This window comes from Vibrio superstes (genome assembly GCF_003569005.1).
Lineage (GTDB): Bacteria > Pseudomonadota > Gammaproteobacteria > Enterobacterales > Vibrionaceae > Vibrio > Vibrio superstes.
The window spans coordinates 218,814-236,920 of sequence record NZ_BCUR01000001.1; the positions used below are offsets into that span (position 1 = coordinate 218,814).

15 protein-coding genes are annotated in these 18,107 nt (G+C 44.6%); 8 read left to right on the forward strand and 7 right to left on the reverse strand.

The window, feature by feature from the left end:
* The first annotated feature begins 42 nt into the window (after positions 1-42).
* The 4 genes from D5I41_RS01030 (at position 43) to D5I41_RS01045 (ending at position 4,030) form a co-directional block, all read left to right on the forward strand.
* Positions 43-1,110 (forward strand): extracellular solute-binding protein, encoded by a 1,068-nt coding sequence (locus D5I41_RS01030; protein WP_119008080.1) that lies wholly within the window; start codon positions 43-45, stop codon positions 1,108-1,110.
* A gap of 90 nt (positions 1,111-1,200) precedes the next feature.
* Positions 1,201-2,316: an ABC transporter ATP-binding protein gene (locus D5I41_RS01035; RefSeq protein WP_119008081.1), complete on the forward strand. Its 1,116-nt coding sequence runs from the start codon at positions 1,201-1,203 to the stop codon at positions 2,314-2,316.
* Positions 2,313-3,155 carry an ABC transporter permease gene (locus D5I41_RS01040; protein ID WP_119008082.1) on the forward strand — a complete coding sequence of 281 codons (843 nt, stop codon included), beginning with the start codon at positions 2,313-2,315 and terminating at the stop codon, positions 3,153-3,155. Before D5I41_RS01035 ends, D5I41_RS01040 begins: the two co-directional genes overlap by 4 nt.
* A gap of 8 nt (positions 3,156-3,163) precedes the next feature.
* Positions 3,164-4,030 carry an ABC transporter permease gene (locus D5I41_RS01045; protein ID WP_119008083.1) on the forward strand — a complete coding sequence of 289 codons (867 nt, stop codon included), beginning with the start codon at positions 3,164-3,166 and terminating at the stop codon, positions 4,028-4,030.
* Between the two features lie 373 nt (positions 4,031-4,403).
* Here the strand turns inward: D5I41_RS01045 and D5I41_RS01050 are convergent, their stop codons facing one another.
* Positions 4,404-6,002: a BCCT family transporter gene (locus tag D5I41_RS01050; protein ID WP_119008084.1), complete on the reverse strand. Its 1,599-nt coding sequence runs from the start codon at positions 6,000-6,002 to the stop codon at positions 4,404-4,406.
* 501 nt (positions 6,003-6,503) lie between these two features.
* Between D5I41_RS01050 and D5I41_RS01055 the strand changes: the two genes are divergently transcribed.
* Entirely contained in the window at positions 6,504-6,902 is a 399-nt protein-coding gene (locus D5I41_RS01055) for a hypothetical protein (RefSeq protein WP_119008085.1), read from the forward strand.
* Positions 6,903-7,218: 316 nt separating this feature from the next.
* Here D5I41_RS01055 and D5I41_RS01060 read toward each other — a convergent pair whose 3' ends face one another.
* Entirely contained in the window at positions 7,219-8,154 is a 936-nt protein-coding gene (locus D5I41_RS01060; protein ID WP_119008086.1) for a DMT family transporter, read from the reverse strand.
* A 91-nt stretch (positions 8,155-8,245) separates the two neighbouring features.
* On the opposite strand from D5I41_RS01060, the gene D5I41_RS01065 reads away from it, so the two are divergent.
* On the forward strand, positions 8,246-9,262 hold the full coding sequence (locus D5I41_RS01065; protein WP_119008087.1) for a LysR substrate-binding domain-containing protein: 1,017 nt from the start codon (positions 8,246-8,248) through the stop codon (positions 9,260-9,262).
* Positions 9,263-9,433: 171 nt separating this feature from the next.
* On the opposite strand, the gene glpK is transcribed toward D5I41_RS01065, so the two are convergent.
* Positions 9,434-10,954 (reverse strand): glycerol kinase GlpK, encoded by a 1,521-nt coding sequence (gene glpK / locus D5I41_RS01070; protein ID WP_119008088.1) that lies wholly within the window; start codon positions 10,952-10,954, stop codon positions 9,434-9,436.
* Between the two features lie 288 nt (positions 10,955-11,242).
* Between glpK and glgC the strand changes: the two genes are divergently transcribed.
* Positions 11,243-12,460 (forward strand): glucose-1-phosphate adenylyltransferase, encoded by a 1,218-nt coding sequence (gene glgC, locus D5I41_RS01075; protein WP_119008089.1) that lies wholly within the window; start codon positions 11,243-11,245, stop codon positions 12,458-12,460.
* A gap of 3 nt (positions 12,461-12,463) precedes the next feature.
* On the opposite strand, the gene D5I41_RS01080 is transcribed toward glgC, so the two are convergent.
* Positions 12,464-12,817, reverse strand: coding sequence for a DUF3024 domain-containing protein (locus tag D5I41_RS01080; RefSeq protein ID WP_119008090.1), 354 nt, complete (start codon positions 12,815-12,817; stop codon positions 12,464-12,466).
* Between the two features lie 148 nt (positions 12,818-12,965).
* Here D5I41_RS01080 and D5I41_RS01085 point away from each other — a divergent pair, with 148 nt between their 5' ends.
* Positions 12,966-13,790 carry a phosphate ABC transporter substrate-binding protein gene (locus D5I41_RS01085; RefSeq protein WP_119008091.1) on the forward strand — a complete coding sequence of 275 codons (825 nt, stop codon included), beginning with the start codon at positions 12,966-12,968 and terminating at the stop codon, positions 13,788-13,790.
* Between the two features lie 233 nt (positions 13,791-14,023).
* Here D5I41_RS01085 and D5I41_RS01090 read toward each other — a convergent pair whose 3' ends face one another.
* The 3 genes from D5I41_RS01090 to D5I41_RS01100 all read right to left on the reverse strand — a co-directional run bounded on the left by D5I41_RS01090 (position 14,024) and on the right by D5I41_RS01100 (position 17,924).
* The gene (locus D5I41_RS01090; RefSeq protein WP_119008092.1) at positions 14,024-14,710 is read right to left on the reverse strand and encodes a MaoC family dehydratase; all 687 of its coding nucleotides are present in this window, start codon (positions 14,708-14,710) and stop codon (positions 14,024-14,026) included.
* Between the two features lie 156 nt (positions 14,711-14,866).
* Positions 14,867-15,559, reverse strand: a complete 693-nt coding sequence (locus tag D5I41_RS01095; protein ID WP_119008093.1) for a class I SAM-dependent methyltransferase — start codon at positions 15,557-15,559, stop codon at positions 14,867-14,869.
* 4 nt (positions 15,560-15,563) lie between these two features.
* Positions 15,564-17,924: a Lon protease family protein gene (locus D5I41_RS01100; protein ID WP_119008094.1), complete on the reverse strand. Its 2,361-nt coding sequence runs from the start codon at positions 17,922-17,924 to the stop codon at positions 15,564-15,566.
* Positions 17,925-18,107 lie beyond the last annotated feature (183 nt).

Genomic DNA, 18,107 nt, shown 5'->3' on the forward strand with positions numbered 1-18,107 from the left:
GAAAGACCAATCAAAACAACGCAGTTCAGTTAGGAACAGACTATGACCACTAAGCTACGCACACTTGCTACCCTTGCATTGACCAGCGCTATCTTTCCGGCAATGGCACAAGCGGATACCCTACGACTTCTCACTTGGGGAGGCTATGCCCCTGATGAGGTGGTTGATATGTTTGAAAAAGAGACAGGCATAGAGGTTAAGGTAACCACTTCTAATAACGAAGACATGATATCCAAACTTCGCGCTACCGGAGGTTCTGGTTTCGACCTGGCTCAGCCATCTCAAGACAGAATTGCGGGTGCTCAAGCCGAGTTCAATATCTATAAACCACTCGACTTATCTAGAATCAATGCCAAGCAATTCATTCCTTCAATGCTGGATTCAACGCAAGCCATCACCAGTTTAAATAACCAAACCTATGGCGTTCCTCATATTTGGGGAACCAGCGGGCTTGTGATTAATACCAAACAAGCGTCTAACGTTTCTGATTACGCTGACTTATGTAACACCGACTATCAAGGCAAGGTCAGCTACCGTCTTAAGCGCCCAACCTTGATTGCCTTTGCCTTTGCTATGGGAGAAGACCCTTTTGCGGCCTACGCCGATCAAGCTCAATATCAAGAAGTATTGAATAAGGTCGAAGCCAAGCTGATTGACTGTAAGAGCAATGTCAAAACCTACTGGAGTGGGTCTGATGCCTTGATGAACTTGCTACGAACCGAAGAAGTGGTCGCGAGTATGGCCTGGGATGCAGGCGGTTGGAAGCTCTCTCAAGAAAATCCAGACATCGAATACATTGCTCCTTCATCTGGCGCTCTAGGCTGGATTGATACCTTTGCACTGCCACGTAAAACGAAGAATGAAGCCGCTGCTTATCAGTGGATTAACTTTGTAATGCGCCCTGAAATAGCAGCAAAAATCACGGAATCTGCAGGCAACTTTACGGCATCTCAAGGTAGCGACGAGTACGTAAACCAAGACCTAAAGGCGTTATTCCAGAAGAGCTTCTCTAAAGTAGCGATTGATAACATCAAGTGGTATCCAGCTGTGCCTGCTGGGCTTGAGGAAATGGAAGGCATGACAATGGATCGCATCAAAGCCTCCAAATAATCAGGCCTAACGGCATGTAAGCTAGTAACGCCCCCTGCTCATTATTCTTGTAGCAGGGGCTTTGTTTTCTCAGAATATCGACAACCATTTATGCCCCAGCCCGACTACGTTCTACAATGCCATCAATTAGGCAAACAGTTTGCGGAGTTTACCGCGGTACACCCTCTTGATCTGAACATTCGAACCGGTGAGTTCTTCTCAATACTGGGGCCCTCAGGATGCGGAAAAACAACGCTATTGCGCATGCTAGCAGGGTTTGAATCCCCAACACACGGACGAATTACGCTCAACTCACACGATGTAACCGATACCCCGCCAAACAAGCGACCATTAAATATGGTGTTTCAGCACCTTGCACTGTTTCCGAATATGAGCGTAGCCGACAATATTGCATTCGGGCTAAAACAACGAGGTGAGCAAGCCGGACATATTAAGCGCAAGGTCCAGGATATTCTGCAGCGGGTGGACCTTAAAGGCAGTGAAACCAAGCAGACTCATCAATTGTCTGGAGGACAAAAGCAACGTGTCGCATTGGCGCGTTCATTAGTGCTAGAGCCCAAAGTTCTATTGCTGGATGAGCCCTTAGGAGCACTGGATCTAAAGCTTCGCGAACAGATGAAAATTGAACTCAAACACCTACAGAAATCCTTTGGCACTACCTTCATTTATATCACTCATGACCAAAGTGAAGCCTTAATGATGTCGGACCGGATTGCTGTGATGAATGCTGGCCACTTTGAACAAATGGGCACACCTAGCGAGCTATACATGCGGCCATCAACGCCCTTTGTGGCGGAATTTGTCGGTGAGAACAACCGCATCATAAGCCAAGTCGCAGACATTACACCTTCAACCCTAACCGTGGTCACTCAACAAAATACAACACTATCCCTGCCCCGCTCTTGTTGCCAAACGCCACTCACCACTGGCCAAACAATTCAGCTCTATCTTAGGCCAGAGGCTCTATCGATGAGCGATGATTCCAAAAAAGGTGACCCCTTATCCGGTCAACTTAAGGAGTTGTTATTTGATGGCGCGACAAGTGGCGCCATTGTCTCCACCGTTCTTGGTGAGCTTCGATTATCCATTACCCCTAGCCAACTGAACGAGTTGCAGTCAAAGCAAGGTATCGCAAGCGCTAATTCGACCACTGTGAATCTAAGGTGGGATCCAAACCAAGCCATTGGCCTAGGGATCGCCAAATGAAGAATAAGTGGATTCTCGGGTTATTTCTGACCCCCGCGTTGGTATGGTTATTCGCCTTGATAGTGATCCCACACCTTCAGTTGATAGAGTTGGCGTTTTCCGATAGAAGTGGCGGTTGGACACTCAAGCACTTTAACGTCTTTTTTCAACACAGCCTCTACTGGAATACCTTTGTCCGGACCGCTTGGATGTCAATATTGGCCACCCTATTGACCCTAGTGTTAGCTTTTCCAGTGGCTTATTACATTGCCAAAGTAGCCTCTGGCGCGAATAAGATCATCTTATTGATGGTCTGTATTCTTCCATTCTGGCTCAGCGAGTTGATCCGTGCTTATGGCTGGATGATCATTTTAAGAGAATCAGGGCTCTTGAGTAACGCATTGGTATGGGCCGGTTTAAGCGCTCAACGTATCGAGTTTTTGTACAACGATTACGCCATCATTATGGGGCTTGTTTATAATGGACTGCTCTTCATGGTGGTGCCTCTCGTCAGTGCTCTCGACAGCTTAGACGATAGTCATATTGAAGCGGCTTTCGATCTTGGAGCCAGTCGTTGGGTGGCGTTAAAAGATATCGTCATTCCTCACGCCCTACCCGGCATCGTTTCTGGGTGCATCATCGTGTTTATGCTTAGCTTGGGAAACTACCTGATACCCAACCTAATGGGGGGCAAAGATAGCCTGTGGTTCACTGAACAGATTTTTACGCAATTCATCACACGCTTTAACTGGGAACAGGGTTCTTCTCTTGGGTTACTGCTCTTGGTATTGTCATCAGTGATGGTATGGGTTGGATTAAAAATCAGTGGCCAATCCTTACAGTCCACCGTGGGGCGCTAGGAGCACATATGATCCCTTCCGTACCATTTAATCGTTCAAGAAAGGCGTTATATCAATGCTTTATTGCTCTATTTTTTATCTTTCTACTTCTACCACTCGCCGTGGTGATTGCGTTCTCTTTTCATGATGCAACCTACCCGTCGCTGCCTTGGAAAGGAGCCAGCACTGTTTGGTACTTAGGTGACGCCTCTCCTTACGTGGGGTTATTCAACGACAAGCGTTTGCTATCTAGCGTCATAACAAGTACTCAAGTCGCTTTAGGGGTAACCCTAGTCTCGACACTGTTAGGGCTTTGCAATGCACACTTGTTGGTACGATTTCAGTTTCGTTATAAAGAACTGCTGTCGGTACTGATGCTGGTCCCCTTGGTCATCCCCGGTGTTATTTTAGGCATCTCCATATTAGTTACATCTAGCTCGATAGCGAATAGCGTTGACGATCTCTTAGCTTGGGAATGGCAATGGGCGAGGCCTGGGCTGGTGTTAGTGGTGTTGGGTCAGGTTGCCTTTATTACGTCTATCACAACCCTGGTCATATTGGCTCGGTATCGACGCTTTGACTCTAGCTTAGAGGAAGCGGCCCTCAATCTGGGTGCCACACCCTGGCGTGCATTTCGGGCTGTTACCTTACCCTTCTTAAGCCCAACACTCATCAGTGCCGCTATCGTCGGTTTTTTGATGTCCTTCGAAAACTTTAACACCACATTGATGTTAGTAGGCTCCGACTCCCCTTTGACCGTCGAAATGTATCAACGAGTTCGAGAAGGCACGACTCCAGTTGTTAATGCTGTCTCTGTAGCACTAATGCTGGGATCTATCGTGCTTGCAAGCCTATATACCTGGTTACAATATAGGGCTCAAAAAACGAGGTTATGAATCACTATGACTAAGGTCACCGTTTAACCCAAACCCTATTGAGAGTTACCGCTATTACTTCTATTAAAGTGACTGTTATTGAAGTGACTGTTATTAAGGTGACTATCGGGTAGTACTGACACAGATATCTCGTTTCGTATCATCGCCTCAATTATGGCGACCGCCGAGGCAGACAGGGCCCAGTATACCAAGCCCATATTAAGGGTTGGGATGTGGGTTTATACCAATCACACTAAGTAAGTGGTCAAAAATGGCGTAGGAAAAAGAGGAGATAGTATCTATAGCTTGAAAAACGTCGAGTAGGTATTAATCAAAGATTGCATTCAAGGTCTAGCAAGCTTGCTAGACCTTCTTCATAAGATAGCGAAAAGAATCAGCTATGAGCTTCGGAAGTGTACATAAGTTGGAGTTCGGTTTTCATTCCCATGAGCAGGCTTACGCACATCGCTATTAGGAGAATAGTAAACGGCAATGCAGTAGAAATGGCTCCCGCTTGCAGTGCTTGGATCGACTCCGTACCACCAACCCAGAGCAGTACAGCAGCTATCGCACCTTGCAGCGCGGCCCAAAATGCTCGTTGAGTGACTGGGGTATCCACTTTGCCACCCGATGTTATGCTATCAATCACTAACGATGCAGAGTCGGAGGTTGTGACAAAAAACACCATAATTAGCACGATAGACAATAGAGATAGGATAGAGCTTAGAGGAAGTGCCTCATAAGCATAGAATAGTGATAAGGTGATATCTGAAAGACCGTTCTCCCCTAGTTCTCCTACATTATGAATAATTTGTTCAATCGCTATCCCACCGAACGCTGACATCCACACCCAAGTGATTAACGTAGGGATCAGAATAACAGCTGACAGAAACTCACGAATCGTTCTGCCTTTCGATACGCGCGCTATGAACATACCAACACAAGGTGAGACTGAGATCCACCACGCCCAGTAAAATACGGTCCAACCCTGCATCCATGACTCATCGACCCGTCCATGCGGATTACTTAATGGCAAAAATGACTCAACGTAGCTAATGAGTGCTGTGCCCATATAGCCAAAGAATACCGAACCGCTGGCAATAATCACGATTAACAAGAGTACAAATGCGGCAATGAGATTGATATTACTGAGTTGCTTAACACCGCCGTTTATACCGCGAATAACTGAAACAATAGCCAATGAAGACACGAACAATACGATGCCCAATTGCAGTTGTTCTGTTACCTCAAAACCAAATACATACCCCAAGCCACTTGCAGCCTGCTGTGCCCCCAATCCAAGTGAAGTCGCCAAGCCAAATAATGTTGCAAGAACCGCTAACACATCAATGACGTGACCGGGCCAACCCCACGTTCTATCTCCCAAGATTGGGTAGAAGACAGATCGAATGGAAAGAGGTAGACCTTTGTTATAAGCAAAAAAGGCCATTGATAAGCCGACAATTGCATAGATAGACCAAGGGTTCAGACCCCAGTGATACATAGTGGTACCAAACGCAGTGCGAATTGCTTGCTCACTATACGCTTCTACACCAAGTGGCGTTTCAAACCAGCCAGTAAAGTAGGCGACAGGCTCAGCAACACCCCAAAAAAGTAAGCCAATACCCATACCAGCGGCAAATAACATAGCCACCCAGGATAGATTAGAGTGTTCTGGTATCGCTTTTTGACCACCTAAACGAATTTTGCCAAATGGCGAGACCACAACACCTAAACAAAAGAGTAGAAAGAGGTTACTGGACCAGATAAATAGAGCATCAAAGGTGTTGATGATTTGCCATTTGATTCCATCTAATGATGCTTTGGCGGTTGCTGGATCGGTAACAAGTAATGCGATGAGGAAAAAAAGGACTAGACCGGCGCTAGCACCAAATACAGGATTATGTATATCAAAACCTAGTTTGTTAATGTTGTCCTGCCCAACTTCATAGTCGGTATTTTCTATGCTGTATTTGTCTGTAAATTGACTCATGAAACTCCAATTCTGTGCATCTGCACGCTAAAATGAGCGCGTACATTAACAAAATCAATGGGTCATAGGGAGCAATGCGACCTAGGTGTAAATTATTACTTACAATACAATAACCGCTTTCATGGTTAAGTGTAATCATCCACCCTGTTAAAGTAAGAGAATGTAACCTTAAGGTGCCCGACCCCTTAAGAAAGTGATCGCATGCCATAGTGTGCCGAGTCTCTTCCGGCTATTAGTCAGGGCTAAAATCCTTCAATTAAGCATACTCAATTCAGGTAAGAGAAGGTATTAGGGAGGCTCAAACACTTGTTATCACCGTATGTCCATACGGAGAAGACCCCTACTGCGTAAAAGGCCATGACACAAGCTTGATACTAATCTTCACCTAGATAATTTTGAGTCGATTAAATACGGCTAAAAATGTGTTGTACGGTTGTTCAATAGTCATCCATTAAACGTGCCGTTAATGTATTTGATACGAATCAATATGAAGGCATTATTATGAAAACTATAACTACTATCTTAGTTACTTCCCTGTTCTTAACTCCAATGGCAATGGCGGCTAGCCATGCACCAACCACAACCTTGTTATCGCCCGAATCGGCCTCATCATTGACGTCATTACATAGCACCGTGACCTATGATTCCCATGGGGGCCGCATTGCAATTGAGCACGTTTGTAATCAGTCTTCTAAACAGGACATTTACGACTCACACGGAGATCGAATTGATGAGGTTCAAGGCTGCAGCCATCAAAGCTTGAATGGTAATAATTATTCTTTTGTTAGCCCTGATGAAGAGAGAAATTCACACTTTTCCTGGAAAGACCCTGCTAATAAAACTGGGGGCGACTATGCATGGGTAAGCCCAGATGAAGCACGAAATGCACATTTTGCATAAACGGACGGTACGCAAAGCACTTCGTTCTAGAAAGAGAGACTGTGATAAGGTCAACTGTACATACGTTTGAATAAAATATACTCCTCGTCTTTAAACAAGCTGACATGGTTAAAAATCTCGGCTATCCATCAAACTGATAAAAATCTATTTGAATGGAGATCACAGACACGCCCGAGTTGACCGCTTACTTCTATTTTTTTGGCTCCGCTAACGAGTCTGATTCATGGTGAATAGCAACACTTACTCTCTAAGTTTTGCCAACTGCCGGTTGGGGGCAATCGCAGCGTTGCAGTCGGTTGATCATTGATGCTCAAGTTCAACTCTGCTGGAATCTCTTTAGCGGCATACTCAACTTCAATTTTAATCGCTTCGAAGAGAACGTTGTATATACGCTTGCGATTACAATCATGCTTATTCCGATAGTTTTCTGTTGAGAGAAGGCGTCTTCAAAGAACAGTATCTGCCAAACTGACGAGAACAAGAGATTCGTGTATATCAAAGGCGCAAGCTGTGAGCCACTATCCGCTAATTGATACGCTTTTGAACGGAAGATCTGCGTATTGATCACCAGCACTGCTAGCAATAAAACGAGAAACAACACATTCCAGTTCAATAGAGTGTGAAGATTCCAAAGCCCCTCCCCTTGAGATTGCCAACCCACCATTAATGTAATGGGAAGCATCATGGCGCTCGCAAATAGAAAGGTCCAGATATTAGTTTCTACTGGTTTCAGGGTGCTTTTTGATGCCTGATATAAGGTTAATTGTGATCCTGCGTTAAATAAACCTGCCAGTAAACCTAACACTAACTCTGCTTTAAGGTGAAACTGAGACAAATCACCCGCCATCAAGATAACCCCGATAAAGGTCAGCAATAGAGCGACTATTGTTGTTCGTTTTATACTCGCACCAAACCACATTTTTTCTAGCAAAGGAATGAACAATGGCCCAGTACTAAATAGCACGATACCCTCGACCAAAGACAGCGTTTGCAATGACATTAAAAAGCACCACTGAGAAGCAGCAATGCAAGCACCACGCACCAATAGAACCTTGAGCATCCCTCGTGGTAATGGGCTCAGTCGACGCGAAGTAAGAAAGAAGTATAAGAGCACACACGGCACAGCGAAACGAGTGAAACTGAGCAGTTCAATGGGAACAGCTTGCCCTAGATATTTGGATAATAAGCCTGTTACCGACAAACTGAATGTCGATAGCAGCATGAAGGATGTTGCTTTGATCAAGTCAGACATTGTGATCACCTCCTAATGTGACCATATTAGGAAAGTGACAGTCCAAAAAATAGCGAGTAATATTAACGAGACCTGTAAGGAAAACTTACCAATGACAAAGCTCGTTCCCTTAAAATCTATTTATGCATTTGTTGCCGTTGCTGAGACCGGCAGTATGACAGAAGCCGCAGGTATATTGTTTGTGAGCCATTCAGCGGTTAGTCAGGCGATCAAGTCACTCGAGTCGCAACTTAATAAACCCCTTTTTAGTCGAGTTGGTCGACGTGTTGTCCTCAATGCTGATGGTAAACGCTACTATCGAAAAGTGGCACCGGCACTAGAGCAGATTGTAAACGCAACCCAAGAGCTCATGCGTGTTACGAACGACAACCGACTAACACTGAACATGGTCAATTCACTCGCTATGCATTGGTGGATACCAAGAGTGCCGAGCTTTCAATCCTTCTCTCCTACTCTTGATGTAAGAATATCCACTTTAACTGGGCCCTTTGACTTAGAGCGTGAGGGGGTAGATATAGCTCTCGTTCATGGCGTCCCAAATGAATGGCAGGATTATCATTGTGAAAAATTAGGACGAGACGATCTAGTGCTGGTGTGCAGTCCTTTGTTACTAAAAGACCTTACTTTATCAATGAAAGAATTAGCTAAAGGCGTGTCACAGCCACAACGCCCAAACCCGTTTAATCCTATCCCTATAGAACAATTAAAACATTTGCTAGATTGCCAACCTGTAATTGGCGTGATCAATAGTCGAAGGCAACACGACTGGCAAGTATGGTGTGACAGTCACGATGTTGAGTTGCCTCATTTTCAGAGCCATCTTACCTTCAATATTTCCATACAGGCAGTGCAAGCCGCCACTCGCGCTTTAGGTATCTTGGTGACACACCGCCTGTTTGTAAAAGACGACATTAGCCATGGATTATTAATTGAACTAGGCAAGCCAGTGGCAAACCCGCACCAAGACTTTTATTTCGTTTGCGAGAAAAGCAAACTAAAACAAGAAAGTGTACTAAAGCTAAGATCATGGTTACAAAGTGAATTTTCTCAATCTGAAGCGGTTTTCAATGTAGAGGAAGTGGCCCCTCTAAGAGAGGGTTTACAATAAACGCTGTTCTGAAGGCTGCTATTCAATAAAGAAAGCAAGCCTGCATTAAAGATGAGAACGAAATCAAAGTATAGGAAGCAAGAACCGCAAAAGAGTAGTGCCAACTCAACGAATTGGCTTGCCTTTGTTCTTAGCTTTCGAACAAGAAAATAATCTAGCCCACCAAGAGGGTTATTCATCATCATCCTCGTGAAGATCACTCCACATTTGGGCGCATTTAATGGCTCGCTGCCACCCGGCATAACGCTTACGTCTTTTTGTCTCATCACACACGGGATTGTATCGGGTTTCTATCTCTGACTTGGCTTGTAGCTCTGAAAGATCTTTCCAGTACCCAACGGCCAAACCTGCGAGGAAGGCAGCACCTAGCGCCGTTACCTCAGTAATTTGTGGTCTTTGTACCTCGCAATCCAAGATATCTGACTGGAACTGCATCAAGAAGTTATTCCTTGAGGCGCCGCCATCAACTCGAAGCTCATGCATCTTAATATTTGCATCCGCCTGCATCGCCTGAATCACATCACAAGCTTGATAGGCAATGCTCTCTAGCGTAGCCCTAACGATATGCTCCGCACTGGTTCCGCGCGTTAAGCCAACCATAGTACCCCTTGCATAAGGGTCCCAATAAGGTGCGCCAAGCCCCGTAAACGCAGGGACCACATACACTCCCTCAGACGAGTCGACCTTGTTGGCAAAATACTCTGAATCCTTGGACTCGTTTAGCAGTCTTAGTTCATCTCTAAGCCACTGCACTGAAGCGCCCGCCATGAACACTGCCCCTTCTAGCGCATAGCAAGGTTCTCCCTGCGCATTGCATGCAAGCGTGGTAAGCAATCCATGATTTGAGTTTACCTTGGTTTGCCCTGTATTCATTAACAGGAAACAGCCTGTGCCGTAGGTGTTCTTTGCTTGCCCTGGTTCTACGCTGCAATGACCAAAGAGCGCCGCTTGCTGATCACCGGCTATACCCGCAACCGGGATCTTCAATCCTCCGTCTTCACCAATGCAGGTCTCCCCAAATAGACCAGAAGAGGGTTTAACCTCGGGTAGCATGGACCTAGGAATATCCAGCAAGTCTAAAATCTGCTCATCCCATTCAAGATTGTTGAGATTGAACATCATGGTGCGCGAGGCGTTGGTATGATCAGTGGCATGCACCTTACCGTGTGTGAGTTTCCACAATAACCAAGTATCAACCGTCCCAAATAACAGTTTTCCCTTGTCAGCAAGCTCCCTTGCTCCGGGAACATTATCCAGAATCCACTTTATCTTGGTCGCCGAGAAGTAAGGGTCTAGTACCAAGCCTGTGGCTTGCTGTATGTATTCCTCCCAGCCTTGTTCTTTATACTTTTCACACATTTGGCTTGTACGACGGCACTGCCAAACAATGGCGTTATAAACAGGCTTACCCGTCTCTTTATTCCACACAACAGTGGTTTCGCGCTGGTTGGTAATGCCTATCGCTGCAACTTGTTCCGCTTTAATAGACAGCTTGTCGAGTACATCGATGAGAGTAGATCGCTGTGATGAATAGATTTCCAAAGGGTCATGTTCTACCCAACCCGCTTCTGGGTAATACTGGGTGAACTCACGCTGTGAGGTCGCAACGATATTTGCTTGAGCATCAAAGACTACCGCTCTTGAGCTAGTAGTTCCTTGGTCTAGGGCAACAATGTAAGAGCCTGTGGCCATGGGGTTTCCTATCAATACTAAATAAATTAACTATAGATTGTGTTTCAACTGGGGGAATAATTAGGTTGGCACAAAAAGAGAATTGTTTGTGTGATTCATATTGGAACTTTATTAACCCACATCGACAGTTAATTGCACCAAAATTGATCGCGTGCACTAAATAGCTATTCATATTGGTGCATTAGTTGAATTTCACCAGTCAAAAGCTATAACAAACAAGGGCTTGTAATATGGCTTAGTTATTGCACATTACTAGTACCCCCATAAAAATAACAAGGAAGTGTCGCAATGCAAGATACATTAACCGTCATTTTGGCTGGTGGAATGGGCTCCCGCCTCGCACCGTTGACTCAAGATAGGGCAAAGCCTGCTGTGCCCTTTGGTGGAAAATATCGAATCATCGATTTCACCCTGAGTAACTGTCTGCACTCTGGACTCCGTCGCCTTCTCGTTCTCACCCAATACAAATCTCATTCACTACAAAAACACTTGCGTGATGGATGGTCGATCTTTAACCCTGAGCTAGGTGAATACATCACCGCTGTTCCCCCACAAATGCGCAAGGGAGAGACTTGGTACGAAGGCACTGCTGATGCTATCTATCAAAATCTATGGCTGCTCTCTCGCAGCGAAGCAAAGCATGTTGTCGTGCTGTCCGGCGACCACATCTATCGTATGGACTACAAACCCATGCTAAAACAACATAAAGAAACGGGCGCTGCGCTGACTATCGCGTGTATGGAGGTGCCTGTAGAAGAAGCCAGTGCATTTGGAGTAATGGATACTGCTCCCAACAATCAAATTATCTCCTTTTTAGAAAAGCCTTCCGATCCCCCTACTCTGGCTGATGACCCTACTAAAAGTTTGGCTTCGATGGGTATCTATATTTTTAGTATGGATGCACTCGTGGAAGCGCTAGAGCAAGACGCCGCTATTGCTACTTCTAGTCACGATTTTGGCCACGATATCATTCCAAAGCTGATTGATACTGAGGGCGTTTATGCACATCGCTTTGGCTGCGAAGAAGGACGAGTCTCTCAAGATGCGTATTGGAGAGATGTGGGTACTATCGACTCTTTCTATCAAGCCAACATGGATTTATTGGATCCCGTTCCGCCTATCGACCTCTATCAAGACGATTGGGGGATTCGCTCGTACGAGCGTCAACGTCCACCATCAAGAACCGTACCTTCGGTAACGGGTAACCAAGGCATCTCCATTAACTCTATTGTGGCGAATGGCGTTGTGATTAGCGGTGGTTCCGTTCAGCGCTCTATTTTGTCGTCTAATGTCAAAGTCGGTGACGGAGCGACCATAATTAACAGCATTCTGTTTGATGAGGTAAAAATCGGCGAACACTGTGAGTTACAGAACTGCATTATAGACAAACACGTTATTGTCCCTGATGGAACAAGGATTGGTTACGACCCTCAGCTCGATAGCGAGCGATTCACTATTTCAGAGCAAGGTATTGTTGTGGTACCTGAGGGCTATATCTTCGAATAACGGTTACCAAATCAGCCCTTGGGGATCTTGCTCTACTTCTTCAAATAACTGATGCAGTTGATTTCCAAGACGCTCAATTGAAGGGTGGGTATGCCACCCTTCAAACATTTCATATTGGTCTCTATGTGCGACCAAAAGCGTCCATTTCTCATCACGCAGAAGAATTTTCGCTACTAGATATCGATAGTCAGCATGTTTAGAGTCGAGTTTAAACTGAGAGTGATAAAACTGAATTCCGTTTTCAACCAATTTAAATTCCGCCTTCCCTAAATCGACACTCACACTATGGTTGCGTGAATGGCATGCATCAGAAGCAAATTTTACTAATTGGTGTAGCTCTAATTCAGATAACTCCATCTAATACCTCATCTTTTTTTATCCTGATCTTCTAAACTAGATAATACGGCATGAAGTGATGCAGATTCTCCATTTATGTCACAGTTCTGTAACACAACCGTCTTACTCTGTTGCGATAGATACAATTATAGTTTGAAGAAGGAAACTTATGTTTAGGGTGATTCTCACGGCACTGATGTGTCTGACACTTGGTACAGTTAAAGCAAATGCAGCACAAATCAACGTTAGCGGTTCAACTTCCGTTGCGCGTGTAATGGATATCTTAGCTGAGAATTTTAATAAGACTCATAGTGAAACGTTTATTGCAGTTCAAGGTGTGGGTTCTACAGCAGGTGTTGCGTTGGTGAGAAACGACGTAGCCGAAATCGGTATGAGTTCACGCATGCTAACTGAGCGTGAGTATAAAGATAACCTTGTGGTTAAACAGTTTGCTTACGATGGACTTGCAGTGGTGGTTAATCACCAAAATGCGGTACAAAACATCACTCGCGAGCAACTTTACAAGATCTACACCGGGAAAATCACCAACTGGAAGGAGTTAGGTGGGGACGACAGAGCAATTGCTGTGGTCACTCGTGAGGTATCTTCTGGTTCTCGTTATGCATTTGAAGACCAAATTGGTTTGTCTCGAGTTCTCAATGACCGTCGCGTATCAACAATTAGCCCTTCTGCACTTGTGGTTAGTACTAACAGCATGATGAAGACACTTATCAGTGACAATCAGCAAGCTATTGGCTTTATTAGCATGGGCTCTATCGATGCCTCTGTTAAGCCCCTCAATTTTGATGGCGTTGTTCCAAACTCAGTAAACCTACTGAACAAAGAATACGACCTAGCCCGTCCATTCCTGATCTTCTACCATCAAGATCTTGAAGACAAAGCGGCACTGAAGTTCGCTCAGTATGTGACTTCTAAAGAAGCGCGTTCAATCATTGAGAATCAAGGCTACACGCCTTATGAAGACAAAGATTAATACCAATCACAGTAAGTAAGAGGTCAGAAATAGCGTAGGAAAAACGCTGGATAGCAAGGCAGAACTTTTTGATAAGTCGTTATTCTACAATCAAAAATTCTAACGCCGTTATCGAGTGTTTTAACAAGCTAGGATGAGCAGTTATTTACTACGATTGGTATAAGATTAAACAACGCATATAAACGAAAGAGGCCAAGCTTAAAGCTTGGCCTCTTTCGTTTATATAGTATTAATTAGAAGTACAATCGAATCACAGACTCGGCGACACAAGCGGGCCTGCGAACACCTTCGATCTCAACCTTCAGCTCACGAGTGATTTCTAGCCCCTTCTGAATAGGAACCACTTTTACCAAACTACTACGAGCACGAATTTTGCTACCTACTCTGACTGGGTAAGGAAAGCGTACGCTGTTCATCCCCATATTGACCGTCACTTTCGCTGTAGGGAACAGCGGCTTATCTGGATCGACAGCATCAGATAAACGCGGTAATAGAGCTAGTGTTAAAAAGCCGTGGGCAATAGTCGTCTTAAATGGTGACTCTTGCTCTGCTCTATCAGGATCAGTGTGGATCCATTGCATGTCTTCAGTCACTTTACCAAACGCATCAACACGTTCTTGGTCAATGCTAAACCACTCGCCAATATGAAGCTCTTCACCAATTTTTGCAGAAAGCTCAATGTACAAAGCCTCTGCTTCCGGCTTCATTTCAATGGTGTCTTTAACTGGGTTTTCTACTTCTTCATTGACTGCAGGCTTATGAAAGTCTTTACCCCAAGAGCGGAAAAGGTGCTGTGCGTGCGCACGGTTCACCAACTCACTCCAATACTCTCGAAGTGAAGGGGACATCCTATCCATAAACTCCATATGGTGTCTCGTAAGATTGCCACGTTTGTGTTTAAGAATATCAACAACTTTCATGCATGCTCCAGTGAAGCTTTAAATAGCCATAACGCGCCAAGTTTGAACTAAATCACACTTTAACTCAACATGTGATTGTCCACTCAACAGTAAAATACCAATAAAAACTGCAATTTACCCCTAATTAAGTACATCTTTCATACAGCACTGAAATAATTATGAAACACATCTGATGTAAATGAAACTAGGATTTTTACTTAATCTTTCATAGGCTTCCGGATTAATTTCAGCGATCGCAGACGAAGGGGCTCCCTCCGAAACAGCAGAAACTAAAAAACTAGCCGAAAAGATAGAGCCAAACAAGTCCTGTAAACTTCTACGATAAAAGCTGACCTCGACAGGTTCGCCTATGGTATCCCATTCCTCAGTAATACGCTCAATAGCAAAATAGTTACCACTGGGAGAAGATTCAAAATCATTGACTGGATGGTGCGTAGAAAAAAGAAACTGACCACCAGGCTTCAATACACGCTTCACTTCTTTGAATAAAGAGACTAGGTCTTCTATGTAGTGAATCACCAATGGCGCAATCACCCAGTCATAAATGCCGTCTTCTTCCCTTGGCAAACCCTCACTAAGGTCTTGAGTATAGGCTTGAAACGGATTTGCATTAGCCTTGGTCAACTCAACCATCTCTTCAGATAAATCAAGACAAGTGACAACTCCCCCTCTCGCTTGAATCTCTTTTGCATGCTCTCCTGAGCCGCACCCTACATCCAATACCTTTTGACCCTGTTGAATATCTAACAAGGCTAAAATAGAAGGCCTTTCTAAAAGTGCGTTATAAATATTGTTCTGCACAACGCCCGCATACTCATCTGCGAACTTGGTATACATAGGATTACTCACCTGCTTATTTCCTTAATGAATTTAACTTAGCCTGCGCGATACCATAAATAGTATCAATAGGATAACTGCCTTCATCCGTGGCAATACCTGCGTCCTTACCTGTAAATAGTTTAATGGCTTCAGAGACATGCTCTATTGCCCAAATATGAAACTCGCCTTTTTCCACAGCTTCGACAATGTCAAAGCGCAGCATCAGATTTTGAATATTTGATTTTGGAATAATCACCCCTTGATCTGAGCTTCGTCCCTTTATTTTACACACATCAAAGAAGCCTTCGATTTTCTCATTAACTCCACCGATAGGTTGCGCCTCCCCAAACTGATTCATCGAACCAGTAATCGCGATATTTTGACGATTCGCTTGCTTGGAGAACGCCGAGACGACAGCACAGAACTCGGCCATACTGGCGCTATCACCATCAACGCCGCCATAAGATTGCTCAAAGGTGATATTGGTGGTCAGTGGGATCTTGGCCGTTTTACCAAATACGGAAGAAAGGTATGCCGTCAAAATCATCACACCCTTAGAGTGAATACTTCCTCCAAGGTCGACATTACGTTCGATGTCGATTACCTCACCACTACCGTAAGAGGTCGTCGCGGTAATGCGATTTGGCGCACCAAACATGTGATCGCTAGTGCTTAGTACAGATAAGGCGTTCACCTGCCCTACCGCTTCACCGTGTGTATGAATTAACGTCGTGCCATTAACGAAGGTTTCCATTACGCTTTCTTGCAATCGACTAACCCTAGACAGTTGATTTAACAATGCCTTTTCAACGTGGGTGCCTCGAATAATATTGGCTCTTGCGGATCTCGCTATGTAATTAGCTTCGCGAAGAAGATTGGCAATATTGGCAGAGTGCAATGAGATTTTGTTCTGATCACCTGCTCGTCTTGAGCTGTGTTCAATAATTCGCGCTATGGCTTTTTTATCACAATGCAGCAGCTTATTATCGTGAACAATGCTGGAAATAAAACGGGTGTAATGAAGCTCAGAGTCGGTATCACGCTTCATTTCATCTTCGAAATCTGCGGTGACTCTAAAAAGCTCCGCAAACTCTGGATCGTAGTGCTGCAATAGCTGATAGGTTCGATAATCCCCAAACAGAATTATTTTCACGTCGAGTGGGATCGGTTCAGGGTCAAGAGACACTGCGCCGGTCATGGTCACTTGCTTCTCAAGCGCCGTTAAGCTCAACTCCCGAGAACGAAGTGCACGCTTCAGGCCATCCCATACATAAGGTTGCTCTAACACCTTGACCGCATCCATTAATAGGACGCCACCGTTGGCTTTGTGTAAGGCTCCTGGACGAATGAGTGAGAAGTCCGTGAATACCGTGCCTTTAAAAGTCGCCGTTTCCACATAACCAAATAACGAATGATAGTTAGGGCTTTCCTCAACGATAATAGGTAGATCGTCTTTGGGTTGAGAGACCAAGACATTGACCTTATAGCGACGTGGCAGCTTCTTATCTAGCGATGCAGTTGCAATCTCGCCTTGCTCGTTACTCTCTTCAAGAAAGATTTCTACGTTTTCAACAATGTCTGCTTGCAGCTCTGCAAAATGCTGTTTTACTTCAGGGTGTTTCTTATATTTTGCCTTTAACTCTTTGATAAAGTGACCAATAACATCCAGTGTCACATCAGAATTTAGCTTTTGAATTTTGTCTGAGTATTGCTCTTCCCACTCAGTAAGGTCGCGGATAATGTGACGCAGTGAGATCTCAAGGGTATCAATGATCTTCTCAAAGTTTGCCTGGGTTTTCCTATCTAGCTGTTCAAAAGCTTCTTCCGTATACGGCTCCTCACCATCGAGAGCAACGAACTGGTAATCACCTTGAGTGGTAATAGAGAGGCTAATACTCTTCTCTTTTGCTTCTTTAGTAAGATGCTCCAAGGCGCTATTTTGTTTATTGGTTAACTGATTCTTTAGACGATCAGCTCGGGAAAAATACATCTCGTTATCGAACGCCAAGGGGATTGCCTTGAGCAGTTTGGTCATCAACTTCTCAATATCCACACGAAGGCTTTGCCCGACTCCACGCGGTAGCTTCAATACCTTAGGCACACGAATATCGTCAAAGTTAGCAACGTAGCACCAATCATAAAGCTCATGCAGATCAAAGGGATGGCGTTTTAGATAGCGCAGAATCATGGTGCGCTTACCCAGCCCATTTCGACCAATGGCGTAAATGTTGTAACCCTTTTCTCTTATAGACATAGCGAACTCAACCGCAGATTGTGCTCGCTCTTGTCCCACTATCTCATCAATAGGTGGGATATCTTTGGTGGATTTACATGGGAATGCGTCGAGATTAGCCTCTCGATAAAGCGCTTTAGACGATAGAGAAGATGTAGCCATAGTCACCTCAATGTGAAAAATGGTGAATAGAGAGATGGATTTACAAGTAATCGAATCTCTGGAGCGTGATATTTCTGGGACCTACAGACTGGGTATCCAATCCCTTGTGATGCAATCAGTACTTTCAGTGTAATACTGTTTTGAGAGAGTTAGTGTGACAAATAAAGCTATTGGCCGACAAGC

Coding starts and splice junctions, on each gene's coding strand:
- D5I41_RS01060 (WP_119008086.1), bottom strand. CDS start 8,154: ATGTCTGACTTGATCAAAGCAACATCCTTCATGCTGCTATCGACATTC.
- D5I41_RS01030 (WP_119008080.1), top strand. CDS start 43: ATGACCACTAAGCTACGCACACTTGCTACCCTTGCATTGACCAGCGCT.
- D5I41_RS01080 (WP_119008090.1), bottom strand. CDS start 12,817: ATGGAGTTATCTGAATTAGAGCTACACCAATTAGTAAAATTTGCTTCT.
- D5I41_RS01055 (WP_119008085.1), top strand. CDS start 6,504: ATGAAAACTATAACTACTATCTTAGTTACTTCCCTGTTCTTAACTCCA.
- D5I41_RS01090 (WP_119008092.1), bottom strand. CDS start 14,710: ATGAAAGTTGTTGATATTCTTAAACACAAACGTGGCAATCTTACGAGA.
- D5I41_RS01035 (WP_119008081.1), top strand. CDS start 1,201: ATGCCCCAGCCCGACTACGTTCTACAATGCCATCAATTAGGCAAACAG.
- D5I41_RS01065 (WP_119008087.1), top strand. CDS start 8,246: ATGACAAAGCTCGTTCCCTTAAAATCTATTTATGCATTTGTTGCCGTT.
- glpK (WP_119008088.1), bottom strand. CDS start 10,954: ATGGCCACAGGCTCTTACATTGTTGCCCTAGACCAAGGAACTACTAGC.
- D5I41_RS01100 (WP_119008094.1), bottom strand. CDS start 17,924: ATGGCTACATCTTCTCTATCGTCTAAAGCGCTTTATCGAGAGGCTAAT.
- glgC (WP_119008089.1), top strand. CDS start 11,243: ATGCAAGATACATTAACCGTCATTTTGGCTGGTGGAATGGGCTCCCGC.
- D5I41_RS01085 (WP_119008091.1), top strand. CDS start 12,966: ATGTTTAGGGTGATTCTCACGGCACTGATGTGTCTGACACTTGGTACA.
- D5I41_RS01040 (WP_119008082.1), top strand. CDS start 2,313: ATGAAGAATAAGTGGATTCTCGGGTTATTTCTGACCCCCGCGTTGGTA.
- D5I41_RS01050 (WP_119008084.1), bottom strand. CDS start 6,002: ATGAGTCAATTTACAGACAAATACAGCATAGAAAATACCGACTATGAA.
- D5I41_RS01045 (WP_119008083.1), top strand. CDS start 3,164: ATGATCCCTTCCGTACCATTTAATCGTTCAAGAAAGGCGTTATATCAA.